This is a genomic window from Massilia varians (assembly GCF_027923905.1).
Taxonomy (GTDB): Bacteria; Pseudomonadota; Gammaproteobacteria; order Burkholderiales; family Burkholderiaceae_D; genus Telluria; species Telluria varians_B.
On the sequence record NZ_AP026966.1, the window covers coordinates 5340418 to 5360113 of the forward strand.

Genomic DNA, 19696 nt, shown 5'->3' on the forward strand with positions numbered 1-19696 from the left:
TCCTGTTTTTGCTCTGCTTGTGACGGGATTACGTCAATTTGCCTTCGTTGGTCGGGTATTCGTTCCAGTGCAGTTTTTCGCGCAGCGTGTGGTAATAGCTCCAGTCGCGCGGATGCAGGAAGGTGATCGTGTGCGGCGAGCGCGAGATGACGATGCGGTCGCCCAGCTGCAGGCTGGTGAAGGTCTGCATGTCGAAGTTGACGCTGATGTCGCGTCCGGCCACCAGCTCGACCACGATCTCGCTCGACTCGGGCACGACGATCGGCCGGTTCGACAGCGCGTGCGGCGCGATCGGCACCAGCACGATGCCCTGCACGCGCGGATGCAGCAGCGGACCGCCGGCCGACAGCGCATACGCGGTCGAACCGGTGGGCGTGGAGACGATCAGGCCGTCGGCGCGCTGGTTGTACATGAATTCGCCGTCCACGATGAGCTTGAGCTCGACCATGCCGGCGCCGGTGCCGCGCGCCACGACCACGTCGTTGAAGGCGACGCTGCAGAAGATCTCCTGGCCGTCGCGCACCACGCGCGCCTCGAGCAGGCTGCGCTCCTCGGCCTCGGCCTGGCCCTGCAGGATCTCGTGCAGGGCCGGCACCATGCGGTCGAGCGGGATGTCGGTGATGAAGCCCAGCCGGCCCGAGTTGATGCCGATCAGCGGGATGTCGTACTTGGCGAGCTGGCGCGCGATGCCGAGCATGGTGCCGTCGCCGCCCATGACCACCGCGTAGCTGCCCTGCGCGCCGATCTCGGCCACCGTCATGGCCTCGATGCCGTCGATGCCAAGGTAGGCCGCGGTATCGGTCTCGAACACCACCCGGTAGCCCTCTCCAGTCAGGAAGTCGGTGAGCTGCCGGGCCGGCTCTTCGATGCCGGGGGTGTTTTGCCGCACCACGAGCGCGATGATTTGTTGCTTTTCAGGCGACACTGACATGGGTCTCGACGGTTGGGATGGGACTTTGGAGATTAACCGATTATCCCCGCGTCTGCCATATGAGCCCCTGTGGGCGCTCGCAAATGACTGTACAAATAAACAGTATAACGGGCACCCAGGGCTTCCGGCAAGATCAGAGCAGCAGTCCGAGCGCCACCGCCAGGAACACCACCATCATCAGGGTGAACACGTGCAGCACCATCAGGACCATCCAGCGCAGCGCCGTGGTGAGGCGCCCGCCGCCGAAGACGCGCCGCATCGCGGTCGGCAGGTAGCACACCAGCCAGGCCAGCAGCGCCAGGCGGACGATGCTCCAGCCGTCCGCCAGCATGAACAGGCTCAGCATCAGGAAGGCGAAGCCATTGCTGTGCAGGGCGAACAGGAAGTGCTCGCCGTAGCGCCGCCCCGAGCCGAGGTAGAGCAGCTTCAGGTAGAGCGCGAACACCGGCATCATCAGGAAGATCGCGTACGGCGTATAGCTGAAGAACACGCGCTTGGCGGTCTCGCTGCGTTCCTTCTGCGACAGGGCGAAGAAGCGTTCAGCGCCCTGCTCCAGCCGCGGGCTGACATGGCCCAGCAAGCGCTTGGTCTTGACCTGGATTTCCGCCAGGTCCCGGTCATCCGCCGCCTGCGTACTGGCCGGCGCGCTCACGGCCGCGGGCGCTCCGTCGCGGCTCATGATGTTGATGTCCTGCAGGCCAAGCGTCTTGAACAGCGCAAAGAAGATGATGCTGAAGCTCAGGTACAGCCGCAGCGGCTCGATGTAGCGCACCCTGCGCCCTTCGATGTATTCGCGGCTCAGGAAACCCGGCTTGAACAGCAGCAGCTTGAGCGAGCGCCACAATTTGCCCTCGATCGCCACGTAGTGGGCGATGAACTCGTGCAGGAATTCGCGTGCGCTCGGCACGTGCAGGTGGGTCGCCTGGCCGCACTGGTGGCAATAGTTGCCGGTGGTGGCGGCATCGCAGTTCTTGCAAAAGCCGGCGTGCTGGTGGGTATCGAGGGCGTGGGCGGTCATGTTACAGGTCGTGCAATATTGTCCAAGCTGCCATGTTAACGGTTAAGTTGCAAAAAAGCATCTCGTATTGTTATGGCTTTGGCTTCAATTGCGCGACTGTTTCGGCGGGCGGCGGCTAGGATGGGGCTTAACTGGATTACAAGGAGGCCATATGGTGACCGAAACCAAAGACCGCTTCGTCAACACGAAAGCACCGATCGAGAACGATGGCGTCAAGCGCCAGCCGCACGAGCGCGACGAAAGCCCGGACGGGCAGGACCAGGCGCCGCGCGGCGTCATGGAGCAGGCCGCCTCGGACATGGCCCAGGGCCTGGTGAACACCGACATGTACGGCACCAATCCCGACGGCCTGGAAAACGCCGTCGACCCGGCGCCCGGCGCCAGCGGCCAGGCCAAGCCGCAGCCGCACAACCACGAGTCGATGCGCCGGCACGACACGAGCAACGATCAATCCGACAAAAACAACCTGTAGGGAGAACACATGACCATCAAACGCAACGGCAGCGCCGTCTGGAGCGGCGGCCTGAAGGACGGCAAGGGCGCGATCTCGACCGCGAGCGGCGTGCTCAAGGACACCCAGTACGGCTTCAACACCCGCTTCGAGGACGGCCCCGGCACCAACCCCGAAGAACTGATCGGCGCGGCCCATGCCGGCTGCTTCACCATGGCGCTCTCGGGCCAGCTGGGCCAGGCCGGCCTGACGGCGCAGGAACTGCGCACTACCGCCACGGTCTCGATGGAAAAGGTCGAGGGCGGCTTCTCGATCACCGCGGTGCACCTCGACCTGGTGGCGAAGATCCCGGGCGCCAGCCAGGAAGCCTTCGACAAGGCGGCCAACACGGCCAAGGAAAACTGCCCGGTGTCGAAGCTGCTCAACGCGGACATCACGATGACCTCGCGGCTGGAAAACTGACGCGCATTTGTAGGGTGGACGGCTTTGCCGTCCGCGCGTTCGACTACCCCTCGCGCTGCCGAGCTGCGTCCGGCAGAAATCGCGCCCAGCGCATAAAATGGCCGCTTTCCGTTTCACTAGAAGGACACCCCCATGCGCATTCTCCACACCATGCTCCGCGTCGGCGACCTGCAGCGTTCCATCGACTTCTACACCAAGGTGCTCGGCATGCAGCTGCTGCGCACCAGCGACAATCCCGAGTACAAGTACAAGCTCGCCTTCCTCGGCTACGGCAGCAACCCGGACCACGCCGAACTCGAGCTGACCTACAACTACGGCGTCGACAGCTACGACATGGGCACGGCCTACGGCCACATCGCCATCTCGGCCGAAGACATCTACGCGACCTGCGACCAGGTGCGTGCGGCGGGCGGCAACATCACCCGCGAACCGGGCCCGGTCAAGGGCGGCACCACCGTGATCGCCTTCATCACCGACCCGGACGGCTACAAGGTCGAACTCATCGAGCGCAAGGACCACGAAGCGGGCGGCGGCCTGAGCAGCTAAGCCCTCCCCGGCAGGACCGGCGGCACACTGCTACAATCGCCGGGCCTGCTTTTTCAGGCAACAAAAATGCGTCTTCGGGGCGGGGTGTGATTCCCCACCGGCGGTATGGCCTGCAATGGGCCGAGCCCGCGAGCGCCTGCGTGAGCAGGGTCAGCAGACCTGGTGAGAGGCCAGGGCCGACGGTATAGTCCGGATGAAAGAAGATGTGCGCTGCCACGCGCTGTCCTCGCTGCTTTTTTGCAGCCGGGCCAGCGCGCGCTTTGCTTTGCCCTGATGCGTTTTTCGCCAACCTACCGCGAGGAGCGTTTCACATGTTCGTCACCACCAGCCATTCCCTCACCAGCACCGACCTGGAAGGCCGCATCGCCGCCGCCCTGGACGCCGTGCGCACCGGGGTTCCCGTCATCCTGCTCGACGATTTCGACCGCGAGAACGAGGCCGACCTGATCGTCGCGGCCGACCGGCTCAGCGTCGAGACGATGGCCTTGATGATCCGCGAATGCAGCGGCATCGTCTGCCTGTGCCTGTCAAGCGACAAGGTACGCGCGCTCGAACTGCCGCCGATGGCGGCGGAGAACGGCAGCCGCTACGGCACGCCCTTCACCGTGTCGATCGAGGCGCGCCATGGCGTCACGACCGGCGTGTCGGCGGCGGACCGCGTCACCACTATCCGTGCGGCGATCGCAGCCGATGCGAAGCCGGATGACCTGGTGCGGCCGGGCCACGTGTTTCCCTTGCGCGCCACCCCGGGCGGCGTGCTGGCGCGCGCCGGGCATACCGAAGGCTCGGTCGACCTGGCCATCATGGCGGGCTTGATGCCGGCGGCCGTGCTGTGCGAGTTGATGAATCCCGACGGGACGATGATGCGCGGAGAGCAGATCGAGCGCTTCGCCGCCTTGCACGGCTTCCCGATCCTGACGATTGCAGAGATGATCGCATGGCGTAAGCGCCAATAATTGTAGGGTGGTCGGCTCTGCCGACCGCGCGTTCAAAACACGATCGAGTAGACGCAGCGCGGCTATTCTTCCGCTGGTCGAACGCGCGGACGGCGCAGCCGTCCACCCTACGGCAAACCGATCCGCTTAGGCCAGCGGATCGATCGCGAAGGCCGGCATGCGCGCCTGGTTCTTCGCGCATTCCAGGAACTTGTCGGCGGTGGCCAGCGCCTCGTTGATGGTCACGTCCATGTCCAGGTAGCGGTAGGTGCCCAGGCGCCCCACGAAGGTCACGTTCGGCTCCTCGCGCGCCACGTTGACGTAGCGTTCCAGCTGCTGCTTGTCGCGCGCCTGGCGGATCGGATAGTAGGGGATGTCCTTTTCTTCGCACTGGCGGCTGTATTCCTTGTACATCAGCGTCTTCTCGTGCTTTTCCCATGGCGAGAAGTGCTTGTGCTCGGTGATCCGGGTGTAGGGCTGGCTGTCGTCGCAGTAGTTGATGACGGCATTGCCCTGGTAGTCGCCGGTGTCGCGGAACACTTCGAAGTCCAGCGTGCGGTACGGCAGGCGGCCTTCGGAATGCTTGAACCAGGCGTCGATCGGGCCGCTGTAGAACACGTGCTCGTAATCGCCCTTGTTGGCCGGATCGAACCTGGTGTTCAGGTGCAGGGTGATGCCCGGCACGTCCATGATCTTTTCCACCAGCGCGGTGTAGCCGTCTTCCGGCATGCCCTGGTACTTGTGCGCGAAGTAGTTGTCGTCGTAGTTGAAGCGCACCGGCAGGCGCTTGAGGATGCTGGCCGGCAGTTCGGTCGGCTGCATGCCCCACTGCTTGACGGTATAGGTCTTGAAGAAGGCTTCGTACAGCTCGCGGCCGACGAAACGCAGGGCCTGGTCTTCAAACGTCACCGGATTCTCGATCGACTTGTCGCCGAGCGAAGCCAGGAATTCCTGGGCCTCGGCCGGACGGAAGGTCTTGCCGAAGAACTGGTTGATGGTGAGCAGGTTGATCGGCAGCGTGTAGACGGCGCCGTTGGTGATCGCCTTGACGCGGTTCACGTAAGGCATGAAGCGGCTGTAGCGGTTGACGAATTCCCAGACGCGCTCGATATCGGTGTGGAAGATGTGCGGCCCGTAGACGTGCACCATGACGCCGGTTTCGGCGTCACGCTCCGAGTGGCAGTTGCCCGCGATATGGGGGCGCGATTCGAAGATCTCGACCTTGTAGCCGGCCTGCGCCAGCTGATTGGCAATGACGGCCCCGGAAAAACCGGCGCCGACAATCGCGATGTTCTTTTGCATATTGTTTTTCCTTAGGGAAGAGCTGAGGGATAAGCATCCTGGCTGCGGCACTCTCGGCAGGCGGGCTGTTCTGGCCTGCCATGAAAAGGCGCGTTAACGTTGCCAGTTTATCAGCTTTGCAAAAAAATCCCCCTCGGCGCGACTTGTCGTGCGTCAACTATTCTGTCGCAAAATCAATGAGTTAGCATAAGACCAAAAAGCAAAAACCCGGTTCTTGCGGACCGGGTTTTTGACATTTCGCGGCAGCACGAAGCTGCGTGACGACTACTTTTCCAGCAGGTTGTTCACCGCTGCCAGGTCCGATTCGCGCAGCGAACCGGCGGCCGCCTTCAGGCGCAGGCCGTTCAGGATGGTGTTGTAGCGCGCCTGGGACAGGTCGGTGCGGGTCTGGTACAGCTGGCGCTGGGCATTCAGCACGTCGATGTTGATGCGCACGCCGACCTGGTAGCCCAGCTTGTTCGATTCCAGCGCCGACTGGCTCGACACTTCCGCCGCTTCCAGCGCCTTGACCTGGGCCATGCCGCTGTTCACGCCGAGGTAGGCCTGGCGCGCCTGCAGGGCGGCCTGGCGGCGCGTCGCTTCCAGGTCGTTGCGCGCCTTATCTTCCAGCGCGATGGTTTCGCGCACGCGGCTGGTGACGCCGAAGCCATTGAAGATCGGCACGCTGAACTGCACGCCGATGCCATTGTTGGTATTGGTGCCGGAAGCGCCCATGGTACCGCCGTGGATCTTGGTACGCTGGTTGCTGGCCACCAGGTCCAGGGTCGGATAGTGGCCGGCGCGGGTCTTCGAGATCTCGCGCTTGGCCAGTTCCACCTGCAGCTGCGACACGGTCACGCCGTAGTTCTGGTTTTCGGCCGAGGACACCCACGGGTCGGGATTCGCCGGCGTCGGCGCGGTCAGGGTGATGCCGCTCTTGAGCGGGGCCAGGTTGCTCGGCGCCGTGCCGATGATGGCCTGCAGCGCATTGCGCTTGTTGTCGAGGTCGTTCACCGCCGCGAATTCCTGGGCGATCACCAGGTCATACGCCGCCTGCGCTTCATGCGTGTCGGTGATGGTCTGGGTGCCGACTTCGAAGTTGCGCTTGGCCGATGCCAGCTGCTCGGTCACCGCGGTCTTCTGGGCGCGGGTCGATTCCAGCTTGTCCTGGGCCGCCAGCACGTCGAAATAGGCCTGCGCCACGCGGGTGATCAGGTCTTGCTGGGCCTGGGCGAACTGCGCTTCGGAGATGGATTGCTGCAGCTTGCTCTGCTGGTAGGTTTCCCAGCGATCCCAGCGGAACAGCGGCTGCGTCAGCAGCAGCGTGTAGGTGCTGGTGCGCAGGTTCGAGTCGTCGCCCGACACGATGGTTTCCCTGCCGGTGAGCGGATCGGTGATCCTTGCTCCTTCGTTGAACGGCGACGCTTCGCGGTCGTTCTTGATGCTGCTGCCGGTGATGCCCACGGTCGGGAGAAGTCCTGCGCGCCCCTGCGGAATCCGCTCGCGCCCGGCAGCCGCCGACGCACGCGCGCTTGCATAGGCCGCATCGTTGGCGAGTGCCTGCTGGTACACCTGGAGCAGGTCGGCCGCGCTGGCGTTCAGCGAAAAGACGGCACCGGCAACCAGCACGGCAAGAAAGGATTTGCGCAGGGGTTTCTGCATTACGTTCTCCACTGGAGTCATCAAAAGTTAAGGACAGGTAGTACTTCGCAAGTCAGTACTTCGGCATCGAAGGATCGACCTGCACGGCCCAGGCGTGTATTCCGCCCGTCAAATTCGTTACGTTGTCAAATCCGTTCCGTTCGAGGAAGGCAGCCACTTGCATGCTGCGCGCCCCGTGGTGGCAGATGCACACGATCTCTCGGTCATCTGGCAGTTCGCCGGCACGGATGGGTACCAGGTGCATCGGGATCTGGGTCGAGCCTGCGATATGGCAGGTCTCGAATTCCCAGTTTTCGCGCACGTCCAGCAGCATCGGCTGCTCGGCTGCCGGATCGGCAAGCCGGGCAGCGAGCTCCGGGGCGGTCATGTGCTGCATCGCGGCCTCAGAACTGGAAGCGCGACGGCGCCTGCGCGCCGGTCAGCGGCTTGACGATGGTCTCGAACAGCTTGACCGTGTCGTAGCCGGTTTCCGACGTGCGCGTGATGATGTTGAAGCTCATCGCCGGCGCCTCGCCCAGGATCGCGCCGATGCGGCCGCCCACCTTCACCTGCTTGAGCAGTGCTTCCGGCAGCACCGGCAGGCCGCCCGACACCAGGATCACGTCGTAGGGCGCGCCCTTGTCCCAGCCGCTGGCGCCATTGCCTTCTTCGACCGTCACGTTGGTGATGCCGGCGCGCGCCAGGTTTTCCTGCGCCAGTTTCACGGCTTCCGGCTGGATCTCGACGGTGGTCACGTGGCGCGCCTTGTGCGCCAGCAGTGCCGCCATGTAGCCCGAACCGGTGCCGATTTCGAGGACGTTCTCATGCTTCTTGACCGCCAGTTCCTGCACGATGCGCGCTTCGACCTTCGGGTTGAACATCGCTTCACCGCCCGGCAGCGGGATCTCGACGTCGGCAAACGCCAGGTTCTGGTACGCGGCCGGCACGAATCCTTCGCGCTTGACTACGTGCAGCAGGTCCAGCACGTCCTGGTCAAGCACGTTCCACGGACGGATTTGCTGTTCGATCATGTTGAAGCGGGCTTGTTCGATATTCATCTTAGTTCTCGATGGAAAAATAAATAATCCGATATTTTATCGTTGAACGGCCTCAGGACGCACATCTTAGCGATGGGCTGCCCGGACCGGGGGAAATTGCGACAGTCTGCAGTTTGGAGGGGTTGAACGCCGAAAAAACGGCGCAATGGCGCAAACGGCAACTCAGGCACTGCGGGGAAGAAGACCGTTCAGAGTCAGGTCAAGCAGGTTCTCGAGGAAGGCCTGGGGCTGCAGCTCGCCTTCCCCGCAAGGGAGCACGGCCGAGTGCCGCCACACGTTGAGCATCATCATCGGTGCGATCAGCACCTGGGTCATCTGCAGGACGTCGACATGGCGGAACTCGCCCCGGCTGACGCCGCGCTCGACGATGCTCGAAATCATGTGGATGGTGCGGCTCATGACCTCGTCCCGGTAGAACTTGGCCAGATCGGGGAAATTGACGGCCTCGGCCAGCATCAGCTTGCCCAGGCCCGACGCCTTGCTCTGGCCGATCTGGCGCGACCAGTTCATGACCACGTCGCGCAGCAGGTCGCTGCTGTGGCCATCGAATTCGGCCACCGAGGTCTCGGCCTTGCCCAGGAAAGGCAGGATGCTTTCGCGCACCACGGCCTTGAACAGTTCTTCCTTGTTCGTATAGTAGAGATAGAGCGTGCCCTTGGAGACACCGGCGCGGCGCGCCACGTCTTCCAGGCGGGTGGCGGCGAAGCCGCGTTCAACGAACAGGTCAATTGCGGCAGCAAGGAGCTCCTGGGGACGGGCATCCTTCCGGCGTTCCCACCGCGGCTTGCTGTCGAGTGGACATTGCATGTTTCTGCCTAGAAACCAACTGAACAACCATAGAATATAGTCGGGGCTTGTCAGGCAGTCAAGCAGTCCTTCCCAAAACTGTCAATATAAACAGGTATTTACGTAATTCGGCCCTCATGACGGACCGTAGATGCGGCCGTTCGCCCGCGATGCATACAGAGCGCCGTCCGGATTGCGCGGCGGCGCATCCTGCTGCTGGCGCGGCACCTGCAACACCGACAGGCGGTCCGTCAGGCCGGGGACGATCTTCTCCATCAGCACATCGAGTTCGGCCATCATGCCGACCCGCACCGTGCGCATCGGCGTCACGGCCGCATGCAGGATGGCGGCCGCCACCTCGTGCGGATCGACCTGCGGCGAAGGCAGCCTGGGTTCGCAGTCCATGTAATTGCGCGCATGCTGGGGCAGCGGCGTGTCGACGGCGGTCGGCTCGATCAGCGTGATCGATACCGGCGCCCCGTCCATGTGCTCGACCTCGATGCGCAGCGCATCGGTAAATCCCTTGACGGCGTGCTTGCTGGCCGAATACATGCCCTGCATCGGGATCGCCACCTCGGAGGCTTCGCTGCCGAGGTTGATCAGGGCGCCGCCCTGGCGCGTGAGGTGCGGCAGCGCCACCAGCGAACCGTGCACCATGCCCCAGAAATTGATGTCGAACAAGCGCCGGCTGTCGTCCTCAGATACCTGGTCGAGCCGGCCGTAAATGGTGCCGCCGGCATTATTGATCCAGGTATCGATGCGGCCATGGCGCGCGATCGCGACCCGGGCGATGCGTTCGACCTGGGCGCGCTCGGCGACGTCGGCCACCACGGCGACGGCGTCGACACCGTTCTCGACCAGTCCCTGCACGACCGCCTCGAGCACGTCGGCCCCGCGCGCGGCCAGCACCAGCTTGGCGCCCTGCTTGCCCGCTTCCTGCGCCGTGGCCAGGCCGATGCCGCTCGAGGCGCCGGTGATCACGACGACCTGGCGGTTCAGGGGTTTGAGGGGACTGGACATGGTGCCTCCTGCTTGTGCTGTGCGATGACAACAACGTAGCAGGAAAACGGTGGGCGACGCGCCCGCCATGGACGCCGCGGCGCTATACTGCGGCCCTTCCACCTCGTCCTTCCCGCCACCATGCAGTGTAGAAGCAACTGCGGCGCCTGCTGCACCGCGCCCTCGATCACCAGCCCGATTCCCGGCATGCCTGACGGCAAGCCGGCTGGCGTGCCTTGCGTGCAGCTGGGCGAGGACAATCGCTGCCTGGTCTTCGGCCGGCCCGAGCGACCGGCGTTCTGCGGCGGGCTGCAGCCCTCGCTGGAAATGTGCGGGGACAGCCGCGAGCAGGCGATCCGCTGGCTGGATGAATTAGAGAAGGCGACCGCACCGTAGAGGTGATCTGGTCCAGTGGACCAGATCACGCTCTGCCGACCGCGCGTTCAACGTGAATAAGCGCATTGGCAACGCACGCCGGAGCTGGACGCGCGGTCGGCGAAGCCGACCACCCTACGTTCAGGCATGTTCGTCGCGCGTCTTATCGTCGGGCATGACCAGCCCGAGACGCGTTTTCTTCTTCTTGATCACGGTCGCGTGCTCGACCGCCGGCTTGGTGGCCGGTGGCGGGGTGACGGGCAGTGGAAAGCCGAGGAAGGCCATTCAGTTTCTGTTTCAGCATGCCCGGCACATGGCAGCATACTTACAGAAAGCAAGACCGGACCCTTACCCACGCGGGGTAATCTGCAGTGGCGCCAGGCCGTCCAGCCCTCCGCTTACGCCGCGGCCGTCTTGCCGCGCGCCTGCTGCACGCGCTGGAACAGCCCGCCCAGCGTCATCCCTTCGTGCCAGATCTCGTCGAGCTTCACGCCGTAGCGCTCGCGCAGCGCCTTCGCCAGCGTCTCGAATTCCTGGGCGTCCGGCAGCCAGCGCGTCGGGTTCACCTCGCGGTAGATGCCGAGCACTTCGTCGTCGGGACGGAAATGCAGCCGCTCGCTTTCGCGAAAGGCAAAGGAGGACACGAAGACGGACAGGAAATCGCGGATGTCCTTCCGCGAAGCGGTAGGGAAGGTACTGCGCCAGGCCCGGCCCTGGCAGGGCCGGTAACGCAGGGAGTTGGGGCTTTGCCAGCCGTGGAATGCCGCCCAGGCAAGGGCAGCAAGGATCAGGACAACAAAGATACTCATGCGGTTGAGTCAGGAATACGCATGCTGTCCAGTGTAGCACGCGTTCGGGCTGGAGGCGCACGGAAGAATTTCACAGTCATGCCCTTGAGCTAACCCTGCGGCAACCCGGGCGCGGTACAATCTTGCACCGGACACGGCAGGCGACGTCGCCTGTTGCAATCATGTTAAGCTTCGGCCCCGCCGTACCTTCCACGGGACATCCCGACAGCATCCGCATTCAGCCGCATTCACTCAAACGCACACATGGACATTCTTCTCGCCATCAAGGCGATCATCATGGGCCTGGTCGAAGGCTTCACCGAGTTCCTCCCGATTTCCTCCACCGGGCACCTGATCCTGGCGGGCAGCCTGCTCAATTTCACCGGCGAGAAGGTCAAGGTTTTCGAGATCGCCATCCAGGCCGGCGCCATGCTGGCCGTGATCTGGGAGTACCGCCAGCGCATCGCGACCGTGCTCGCGGGCCTCGGTTCGGATCCGAAGCAGCAGAAGTTCGTCCTCAACCTGATCATCGCCTTCATTCCGGCGGCCCTGCTCGGCTTCCTGCTCAGCGGGATGATCAAGGCCGAACTGTTCGCGCCGGTGCCGGTGGCCACCGCCTTCATCGTGGGCGGCCTGGTCATCCTGTGGGTGGAACGCCGCCATACCGGCAAGGACCGCCAGGCCCGCGTGGAAACCGTGGACGATATGAGCGCCACGGACGCGCTCAAGGTCGGCATCGCCCAGGCCTTCGCCCTGATTCCGGGCACCAGCCGCTCGGGCGCGACCATCATCGGCGGCATGCTGTTCGGCCTGTCGCGCAAGGCGGCCACCGAATTTTCCTTCTTCCTGGCGATCCCGACCCTGCTGGCGGCCACCGTGTACTCGGTGCTCAAGGAGCGCCACCTGCTGTCGATGGCCGACCTGCCGATGTTCGGCCTGGGCGGCCTGGCGGCCTTCGGTTCGGCCTTCCTGTGCGTGCGCTGGCTCCTGCGCTACATCAGCACGCACGACTTCACGATCTTCGCCTGGTACCGTATCGTATTCGGTATCCTGGTCCTCGTGACCGCACACTTCGGCCTAGTGACCTGGGCTGAATAAACAGTAAGCAGCGTATGACAAGCGAAATCGGCGCGCGCGCCCTCCACGTCCTCGAGACGGTCTTCGGCTATCCCGCTTTCCGCGGGCAACAGGCCGACATCGTCGAGCACGTGGCCAGCGGCGGCGACGCACTCGTCCTGATGCCCACCGGCGGCGGCAAGTCGCTGTGCTACCAGATCCCCGCGCTGCTGCGCGAGGGCGTGGGCGTGGTCGTCTCGCCGCTGATCGCGCTCATGCAGGACCAGGTCGATGCACTGGAAGAAGTCGGCGTGCGCGCCGCCTTCCTGAACTCCACCCAGACCTTCGAGGAAACCCTGCGCATCGAGCGCCTGGTGCGCAGCGGCGAGATCGACCTCGTCTACGTGGCGCCCGAGCGCCTGCTGACGCAGCGCTGCCTGGAACTGTTCGACGTCTCGCCGATCTCGCTGTTCGCCATCGACGAAGCCCACTGCGTGTCGCAGTGGGGCCACGACTTCCGCCCGGAATACATCCGTCTGTCGGTCCTGCACGAGCGTTACCCGGGCATTCCGCGCATCGCCCTCACCGCGACCGCCGACCTGCAGACCCGCGAGGAAATCGCGCACCGCCTGCAGCTCGACGACGCGCGCAAGTTCGTCTCGTCCTTCGACCGCCCGAACATCCGCTATTCCATCGTCGAGAAGACCACCGGCCGCAAGCAGCTGCTCGATTTCATCAGCAGCGAGCACCCGCAGGATTCCGGCATCGTCTACTGCCTGTCGCGTAAAAAGGTCGAGGAGACCGCCGACTTCCTGAACGAGCACGGCATTCGCGCCCTGCCCTACCATGCCGGCATGGAGTACAGCCAGCGCGCCGCCAACCAGTCGCGCTTCCTGCGCGAAGACAACATCACGATGGTGGCGACCATCGCCTTCGGCATGGGCATCGACAAGCCCGACGTGCGCTACGTCTGCCACCTGGATCTCCCCAAGAGCCTCGAGGGTTACTATCAGGAGACCGGCCGCGCCGGCCGCGACGGCCTGCCGGCCAGCGCCTGGATGGCCTATGGTTTGCAGGACGTGGTGCTGCAGCGCCGGATGATCGACGAATCCGAAGCCGACGAGACCTTCAAGCGCGTGCTGTCGATGAAGCTCGACGCCATGCTCGGCCTGTGCGAAACCCTCAGCTGCCGGCGCATGCGCCTGCTCGACTACTTCGGCGAGCGCTCCGGTCCCTGCGGCAACTGCGACACCTGCCTGATCCCGCCGATCCAGGTCGACGGCACGGTGCCGATGCAGAAGCTGCTGTCGGCCATCTACCGCGTCGACCAGCGCTTCGCCGCCGGCCACGTGATCGACGTGCTGCGCGGCGCGCAAACCGAGCGCATCAGCCAGTGGCACCACGACAAGCTCACCGTCTACGGCGTCGGCGCCGACCGCTCCGAACCGGAGTGGCGCGCCATCGTGCGCCAGGCCATCGCGCTCGGCTTCGTCACCGTGGACCACGACGCCTTCAGCTCGCTGAAGCTGACCGACGCCGCGCGTCCCGTGCTCAAGGGCGAACAGAAGGTGCAGCTGCGCCAGTACCAGAAACCGGTCAAGGCCAAGCGGCCTTCGTCGCGCGCTGCCGGCAGCTACGAGGAACTGGAACTGTCGCGCTCCGAACAGGCCATCTTCGAGCGCCTGCGCACCTGGCGCATGGGCACCGCGCGCGAGCACGGGGTGCCGGCCTATGTGGTGTTCCAGGATGCGACCCTGCGCGAGATCGCCAAGGTCAAGCCGGGCTCGCTGGACGCGCTGCGCGGCGTGTCCGGCGTCGGCGAGAAGAAACTGGTGTCGTATGGCGACGAGATCGTCGCCATCATCAATGAAATGATGTAATCGCCGGCCGCGTTTCGGCCTTGCTGTCCGTAGGGTGGGCAGGTTTCCTGCCCACGCGTTCAAATGACGGTGATGCTTACGGCGCGGCTGTTCTTATACTGGCTGAACGCGTGGGCAAGGAACTTGCCCACCCTACGGTAAGCCTACTTTTTGGTGAAGACCAGGTCCCACACGCCGTGGCCCAGCTTGAGGCCGCGATTCTCGAACTTGGTCAGCGGCCGGTAGGACGGCTGCGGCGCGTAGCCTTCGGCCGTGTTCTCGAGTTGCGCTTCATTGCCCAGCACCTCGAGCATCTGCACCGCGTAGTCTTCCCAGTCGGTGGCGCAATGGATGTAGCCGCCCGGCGCCAGCTTGTCGCACAGGACCTTCACGAAGGCCGGCTGGATCAGGCGGCGCTTGTTGTGGCGCGCCTTGTGCCACGGGTCCGGGAAGAACACGTGCACGCCGGCCAGCGAACCATCCGCGATCATGTGGTTCAGCACCTCGACCACGTCGTGCTGGATCAGGCGCAGGTTCTCGATGCCCTGCTCGCCGATCTGCTTGAGCAGGCTGCCCACGCCCGGCGTGTGCACCTCGACGCCGATGAAATCCTTCTCCGGCATCAGGCGCGCGATGTGCGCGGTGGTGTCGCCCATGCCGAAGCCGATTTCCAGGATCACCGGCGCCTTGCGGCCGAAGGCCTGTTCCAGGTCCAGCGTCTCCTTCTTGTACTCGATCAGGTACTTGGGGCCGAGCTCCTCCAGCGCGCGCGCCTGGGCGGTCGACAGGCGGCCGGCCCGCGTGACGAAGCTGCGGATGCGGTGTTCGGTCGGATCGTACAGCATGGAACGCGCCGGGCCGGGGGTAGGCTTTTCAGAGGACATGGGGAGTGATAGTGAGGAAAAAACGGCTGTCATTATAGCCCAGCCGGGAACGTGCGAAGCCCCGCGGCGGAATCGCGGATAATCGTGCTTTATCCATGCCGAGCCCAGGAAGCCTGTCCATGCAATCAGTGAAACACCCGATCGCCGTCGACGAGAACGTCGCCACCGCCCACCTGACTTCCTTCCACTACGGCAGCCCAGGCGCCGGCAAAAAGGTCTACATCCAGGCCGCCGTCCACGCCGACGAGGTGCCCGCCATGCTGGTGGCCCACTTCCTGCGCCAGGAACTGGAGCGTCTGGACGCCGAGGGCCGGGTCAAGGGCGAGGTCATCCTGGTGCCGGCGGCCAATCCGATCGGCCTGTCCCAGGTCATCCACGGCGCGCCCTTCGGCCGCTACCACCTGGCCACCGGCACCAACTTCAACCGCCTGTACAAGCACGTGGCGGACGAGCTCAAGAAGTCGCTCGAAGGCAAGCTCGGCAGTGACGTGGACGCCAACATCGCCCTCATCCGCGAGCACGCCCGCCACCAGGTGGGACTGTGGGAGCCGAAGGACGACGTCGAGACGCTGAAGAAGACCTTGCTGTCGATGGCGATCGATGCCGACATCGTGCTCGACCTCCACTGCGATAACGAAGCGCTGATGCACATGTACACCGGCACGCCGCTGGTGGAAAGCGTGGAGCCCCTGATGGCGCTGCTGGGCGCGCGCGTGCTGCTGGTGGCCAAGGCCTCGGGCGGCGAGGCCTTCGATGAAGCCTGCAGCCGCCTGTGGTGGGACCTGGCCGAGCACTTCGAGGGCACGGCGATTCCGCCCTCCTGCGTCGCGGTCACGGTCGAGCTGCGCGGCGAGAACGACGTGCGCTACGACTACGCGCGCCAGGACGCTGCCGCCCTGCTGCAGTACCTGGGCCATGCCGGCATGCTCGACATCCCGCTCGCGCCGCTGCCGGAAACGCCCTGCCGCGCAACGCCGCTCAATGCCGTCGAGCCGCTGGCCGCACCGCATGCGGGCGTGCTGGTCTTCCACAAGAAGCTGGGCGAGCTGGTCGAAGCGGGCGAGCCGGTGGCGGACATCGTCAACCCGGTCAGCGGCCAGGTGAGCACCTTGTGCGCGGAACACGCCGGGCTGCTGTTCGCGAGCACCGCGCACCGGCACCTGCTGCGCGGCATGCATGTGTGCAAGATCGCCGGCACCGAATCCTTCCGCTCGGGCGACCTGCTCAGCGCCTGAACTTCTCCCACAGCATGGCGCCCAGCGCAAGCAGCGCGCCCGCCGCCGGCCACCAGGGCCGCGCCGCGTGCAGCTCGAGCACGGTCGCGGTGCTGGCGGCGCACCATAGCAACGGCACCACCCACAGCGACCATGGCGCGCGCCAGAACATCAGGGCGCCGAGCGTGAGCAGTGCCGTCGGGTCGGGCGCGACACCGAAGACCTCGGCCTGCCACCAGCCGCGGCCGTCGAGCGGCGCCAGCAAGGGGTAGCCGACCAGCGCCAGCAGCGCGAGGGGAAAGGCCATGGCCACCGCAGGCGTGGGAAGCGCCGGCGGCGGCGGCGCTTCCCACGCCATCCAGGCATGCAGGGCGGCCTGCAGGAAAAAAGCGGCGGCGAAATACGGCGCACCGGTGTTGATGTCGGCATAGCGCTGCAGGTGGTAGGCCCAACCCACCCACAGCCAGGCCGCGGCCAGCAGCGCGAAGGCGACCCGTGCGCTGGCCAGGCGCCGCTGCGCAATGCCGCCCAGGATGGCCGCGCCGGCGCAGAGTGCCAGCAGCTGCAGCGGCCACCACTCGCGGTTCATCAGCTCGAACTGGCGGTAATAGGTCCGCGCCGAGAACATCAACAAGTCCGACAGCGAATAGGTCCACCATTCGCTCATGCCAGCCTTTCGACGTCCTGGACGATGCGGCGGCGCAGCGCCTCGTCCGGCAGCGGCCCGGTCGCGGCCAGCAGGTTCTCGCGCACGTGGGCGACGCTGGAAGTGGCGGGAATCGCGCAGGTGACGCTCGGGTGCGCAACGATGAACTTGAGCAGCGCCTGCGCCCAGCTGCTGCAGCCGATCTCCGCGGCCCAGCCGGGCAGGCGCTTGCCCGCCAGCGCCCGGGTCAGGTCGCCTTGGCGGAACGGCCGGTTGACGATCACGCCGATGCGCCGCTCGCGCGCCAGCGGCAGGATGCGCTGCTCCACTTCGCGGTCGAGCGCGTTGTACGAGACCTGCACGAAGTCGATCGGCTGGCTGGCCATGATCTTCAGGATCTCGCCATGACGGCGCCCTTCCGAGGTGGTGATGCCGACGTAGCGTAGCCGCCCTTCCCGCTTCATCCGCAGCAGCGTCAAGAGGTGCGCTTCCCAGGCCAGCAGGTTGTGCACCTGCAGCAGGTCGAAGCGCGGGATTTGCCACAGCCGGCGCGAGGTTTCAAGCTGCGCCGGTCCCTGCGCGCCGTCGCCGATCCACACCTTGTCGGCCGAGAACAGCTGCGCGGGCTTGAGCTTGCCGACGGCTTCCCCGATCACCGCCTGGGCCGAGCCGTACATGGGCGAGGAATCGATGAGCCGGCCGCCGCTGGCGAAAAACTGGCGCATGACGGCCGCGCACTCGGCGCGCGCTTGCGGATCGCGCCCGACGTTGAAGGTGATCCAGCTGCCCAGGCCGACCAGCGGCAGCCCTTCGCCGGAAGACGGAATGGCGCGCGTCAGGAGCATCGGCCGCCCCTGGGCATGGGCGAAGGCCGGCAAGGCCAGCAGCGAGGCGAGCAGGCGGCGGCGCGATCGGGAGGCAATGGGCATGCGGGCGCTCCTTGGCGGGTGGGACGAGTAGGATCGAGCATACCGCGCCGGCGCCGGGCGCGGCGCCGCCTGGAGAAAGCCCATGCGATTCCCCGTTCGCACCCGCCTGCTCGTCCTTGCCGCGCTACTGGCCTGCATGCCGGTCCGGTCCGCGCCGGACCCGCGCGCCGTTCACTGGCTGCCCGTGCAGGACGTCGCCAGCGGCGGCGGCACCAAGGGGCCGTGGCGTCAGAACGACTCGCAGTACGACTACGTGGACGACGGCACCCTCGCCTTCCTGCCCGGCGGCCGCCTGGCCGTGGCCTGGGTCGACCAGCGCCGCAAGGAGGTGCTGCTGCGGGTCTTCACGCCGGATGGACGCGGGCACGGCGCAGCGGTGGACGTCTCGCGCAGTCCCGATACCTTTTCCTGGATGCCGCGCATCGCGGCGGACGGTCCGGACACGCTGCACGTGCTGTGGCAGGAGATCGTCTTCTCGGGCGGCGCGCATGGCGGCGAGATCCTGTATGCGCGCTCCATCGATGGGGGCCGCAGCTTTTCCCAGCCGGTGAACCTGTCGAACTCGCCGGGCGGCGACGGCAAGGGACGCCTGGACCGCGACACCTGGTCGAACGGTAGCCTGGACTTGGCGGTGGATGCGGACGGCAAGGTCTACGTGGCCTGGACGGACTACGATGGCGCCCTGTGGCTGGCGCGCTCGCACGACGGCGGGCGCGGTTTCACGCCGCCGCAGCGGATCGCCGGCGACAATGCACTCCCGGCGCGCGGCCCGGCGCTTGCCCTCGACACGGGCGACACGCTCTACCTGGCCTGGACCGTGGGCGAGGACCCGGACGCCGACATCCGCGTCAGCCGCTCGCCGGACCGCGGCGCCAGTTTTTCTCCGCCGGTACTGGTCGGCGCCAAGGGGGCGCGGGCCGATGCGCCGCGCCTGGCGTTCGATGGCGGCGGAAGGCTGCATCTGGTCTACATGGAGGGGACGGGAAAGCAGCCGGCGGCGATCCGCCACGTGCGCTCCGAGGGCCCCGAGCTGGCGTTCGGCACGCCGCGCACCCTGTCGGCCCATGGCGAAGCGGCGATGGCGCCGCAGCTGGCGGCCGATGCGCAGGGCCGCGTGCATGTCGCATGGGAGTCGGCGCAGGGGCTGCGCTACATCCGGGTAGCCAACACGATCGTCCCGGTCACCGTGCCGCATGGCAGACCGGGTGCGGGAGCACGCCAGGGCAGCCAGCAAGGGCTGCTCGGCAGGAAGCTCGCGGCCGGCGACGGGATGGTCGCGCTGGTCAACAGCAGCCTGGCTGCCGGCCACGGCAGCCGGGTATGGCTGATGCGCGGGCGCCTGCCTGATTCTTGATGCGGGGATGGAAGCTGGGGAGTGGAGCGGGTGAAGGGAATCGAACCCTCGTCTTAAGCTTGGGAAGCTCCTGCTCTACCATTGAGTTATTAATCATGGTATTTGTTCATCTTCTTTCTACATCGATGCGCAGTTTACGAAATCAAATTTCAGAATTACCATAGAAAACAACAACTTACCCGAAATGTGATTGTGAATCCCGTTCATTTATATTCACAAATCCCAAATTCGGTTACACAACAATTCGTTCGATAACACCTCGCAAGTTGCCTTTTTGTAAACCGAGCTACGAGTAAAGCTTATCTAGGATAAACCATCAAAAGTGATGTGACCTCTAGAAAGCCGGTGTCATTACTAGTCAGTATCGCAGTACTAAGCAAGCAAACCGCCAAGTTGACGTGTCAAAGTGTGCGATTAAGTGGTCTTCTGCTTAAGATTGGCTGCCAAAAAAGATGCTCCAGGGGACGTCCCTCATCGTGCAAC

General features: G+C 65.0%; 22 protein-coding genes and 1 riboswitch. Of the genes, 9 read left to right on the forward strand and 13 right to left on the reverse strand.

The window, feature by feature from the left end; all coding sequences use genetic code 11:
• Positions 1 to 28: 28 nt before the first annotated feature.
• Both MasN3_RS24075 and MasN3_RS24080 read right to left on the reverse strand, forming a co-directional pair.
• Complete coding sequence (locus MasN3_RS24075; RefSeq protein ID WP_281910849.1) at positions 29 to 931, reverse strand: NAD kinase; 903 nt, start codon at positions 929 to 931, stop codon at positions 29 to 31.
• Between the two features lie 133 nt (positions 932 to 1064).
• Positions 1065 to 1949, reverse strand: a complete 885-nt coding sequence (locus tag MasN3_RS24080) for a DUF3667 domain-containing protein (protein ID WP_281910851.1) — start codon at positions 1947 to 1949, stop codon at positions 1065 to 1067.
• A gap of 151 nt (positions 1950 to 2100) precedes the next feature.
• Here MasN3_RS24080 and MasN3_RS24085 point away from each other — a divergent pair, with 151 nt between their 5' ends.
• From MasN3_RS24085 to ribB, 4 genes are all read left to right on the forward strand, one after another.
• Entirely contained in the window at positions 2101 to 2421 is a 321-nt protein-coding gene (locus MasN3_RS24085) for a hypothetical protein (protein WP_281910852.1), read from the forward strand.
• Between the two features lie 9 nt (positions 2422 to 2430).
• Entirely contained in the window at positions 2431 to 2862 is a 432-nt protein-coding gene (locus tag MasN3_RS24090) for an OsmC family protein (RefSeq protein ID WP_156923776.1), read from the forward strand.
• Between the two features lie 132 nt (positions 2863 to 2994).
• The gene (gloA, locus tag MasN3_RS24095; RefSeq protein WP_281910856.1) at positions 2995 to 3408 is read left to right on the forward strand and encodes a lactoylglutathione lyase; all 414 of its coding nucleotides are present in this window, start codon (positions 2995 to 2997) and stop codon (positions 3406 to 3408) included.
• A gap of 66 nt (positions 3409 to 3474) precedes the next feature.
• Positions 3475 to 3617, forward strand: a riboswitch (FMN riboswitch).
• A gap of 102 nt (positions 3618 to 3719) precedes the next feature.
• Positions 3720 to 4364, forward strand: a complete 645-nt coding sequence (ribB, locus tag MasN3_RS24100) for a 3,4-dihydroxy-2-butanone-4-phosphate synthase (protein WP_281910859.1) — start codon at positions 3720 to 3722, stop codon at positions 4362 to 4364.
• Positions 4365 to 4490: 126 nt separating this feature from the next.
• Here ribB and glf read toward each other — a convergent pair whose 3' ends face one another.
• From glf to MasN3_RS24130, 6 genes are all read right to left on the reverse strand, one after another.
• Positions 4491 to 5645: a UDP-galactopyranose mutase gene (glf, locus tag MasN3_RS24105; protein WP_370662316.1), complete on the reverse strand. Its 1155-nt coding sequence runs from the start codon at positions 5643 to 5645 to the stop codon at positions 4491 to 4493.
• A 264-nt stretch (positions 5646 to 5909) separates the two neighbouring features.
• Complete coding sequence (locus MasN3_RS24110; RefSeq protein WP_281910864.1) at positions 5910 to 7286, reverse strand: TolC family outer membrane protein; 1377 nt, start codon at positions 7284 to 7286, stop codon at positions 5910 to 5912.
• A gap of 52 nt (positions 7287 to 7338) precedes the next feature.
• Positions 7339 to 7662 (reverse strand): rhodanese-like domain-containing protein, encoded by a 324-nt coding sequence (locus tag MasN3_RS24115; RefSeq protein ID WP_281910865.1) that lies wholly within the window; start codon positions 7660 to 7662, stop codon positions 7339 to 7341.
• 7 nt (positions 7663 to 7669) lie between these two features.
• The gene (locus tag MasN3_RS24120) at positions 7670 to 8323 is read right to left on the reverse strand and encodes a protein-L-isoaspartate O-methyltransferase family protein (RefSeq protein ID WP_281910868.1); all 654 of its coding nucleotides are present in this window, start codon (positions 8321 to 8323) and stop codon (positions 7670 to 7672) included.
• Positions 8324 to 8485: 162 nt separating this feature from the next.
• The gene (locus tag MasN3_RS24125; protein WP_281910870.1) at positions 8486 to 9130 is read right to left on the reverse strand and encodes a TetR/AcrR family transcriptional regulator; all 645 of its coding nucleotides are present in this window, start codon (positions 9128 to 9130) and stop codon (positions 8486 to 8488) included.
• Between the two features lie 114 nt (positions 9131 to 9244).
• Positions 9245 to 10129, reverse strand: coding sequence for an SDR family oxidoreductase (locus tag MasN3_RS24130; RefSeq protein ID WP_281910873.1), 885 nt, complete (start codon positions 10127 to 10129; stop codon positions 9245 to 9247).
• A gap of 120 nt (positions 10130 to 10249) precedes the next feature.
• On the opposite strand from MasN3_RS24130, the gene MasN3_RS24135 reads away from it, so the two are divergent.
• Positions 10250 to 10504 carry a YkgJ family cysteine cluster protein gene (locus tag MasN3_RS24135; protein WP_281910875.1) on the forward strand — a complete coding sequence of 85 codons (255 nt, stop codon included), beginning with the start codon at positions 10250 to 10252 and terminating at the stop codon, positions 10502 to 10504.
• Positions 10505 to 10624: 120 nt separating this feature from the next.
• Here MasN3_RS24135 and MasN3_RS24140 read toward each other — a convergent pair whose 3' ends face one another.
• Positions 10625 to 10768 (reverse strand): hypothetical protein, encoded by a 144-nt coding sequence (locus tag MasN3_RS24140; RefSeq protein WP_281910877.1) that lies wholly within the window; start codon positions 10766 to 10768, stop codon positions 10625 to 10627.
• Between the two features lie 113 nt (positions 10769 to 10881).
• Entirely contained in the window at positions 10882 to 11292 is a 411-nt protein-coding gene (locus tag MasN3_RS24145) for a hypothetical protein (RefSeq protein WP_281910879.1), read from the reverse strand.
• A gap of 243 nt (positions 11293 to 11535) precedes the next feature.
• Between MasN3_RS24145 and MasN3_RS24150 the strand changes: the two genes are divergently transcribed.
• Positions 11536 to 12369: an undecaprenyl-diphosphate phosphatase gene (locus tag MasN3_RS24150; protein WP_281910881.1), complete on the forward strand. Its 834-nt coding sequence runs from the start codon at positions 11536 to 11538 to the stop codon at positions 12367 to 12369.
• A gap of 14 nt (positions 12370 to 12383) precedes the next feature.
• Positions 12384 to 14207 carry a DNA helicase RecQ gene (gene recQ, locus MasN3_RS24155; RefSeq protein WP_281910883.1) on the forward strand — a complete coding sequence of 608 codons (1824 nt, stop codon included), beginning with the start codon at positions 12384 to 12386 and terminating at the stop codon, positions 14205 to 14207.
• Positions 14208 to 14350: 143 nt separating this feature from the next.
• Here recQ and trmB read toward each other — a convergent pair whose 3' ends face one another.
• Complete coding sequence (trmB, locus tag MasN3_RS24160; RefSeq protein ID WP_281910884.1) at positions 14351 to 15031, reverse strand: tRNA (guanosine(46)-N7)-methyltransferase TrmB; 681 nt, start codon at positions 15029 to 15031, stop codon at positions 14351 to 14353.
• A 158-nt stretch (positions 15032 to 15189) separates the two neighbouring features.
• Between trmB and MasN3_RS24165 the strand changes: the two genes are divergently transcribed.
• A complete protein-coding gene (locus tag MasN3_RS24165; protein ID WP_281910885.1) occupies positions 15190 to 16305 on the forward strand; it encodes a succinylglutamate desuccinylase/aspartoacylase family protein in 1116 nt (371 codons plus the stop codon).
• Here MasN3_RS24165 and MasN3_RS24170 read toward each other — a convergent pair.
• Together MasN3_RS24170 and MasN3_RS24175 are read right to left on the reverse strand one after the other, a co-directional pair.
• Positions 16295 to 16951: a DUF6064 family protein gene (locus tag MasN3_RS24170; protein WP_281910886.1), complete on the reverse strand. Its 657-nt coding sequence runs from the start codon at positions 16949 to 16951 to the stop codon at positions 16295 to 16297. The genes MasN3_RS24165 and MasN3_RS24170 overlap by 11 nt on opposite strands.
• The gene (locus tag MasN3_RS24175) at positions 16948 to 17859 is read right to left on the reverse strand and encodes an aldo/keto reductase (protein WP_281910887.1); all 912 of its coding nucleotides are present in this window, start codon (positions 17857 to 17859) and stop codon (positions 16948 to 16950) included. The genes MasN3_RS24170 and MasN3_RS24175 overlap by 4 nt, the downstream gene beginning before the upstream one ends.
• 82 nt (positions 17860 to 17941) lie before the next feature.
• Here MasN3_RS24175 and MasN3_RS24180 point away from each other — a divergent pair, with 82 nt between their 5' ends.
• On the forward strand, positions 17942 to 19213 hold the full coding sequence (locus tag MasN3_RS24180) for a sialidase family protein (RefSeq protein WP_281910889.1): 1272 nt from the start codon (positions 17942 to 17944) through the stop codon (positions 19211 to 19213).
• Positions 19214 to 19696 lie beyond the last annotated feature (483 nt).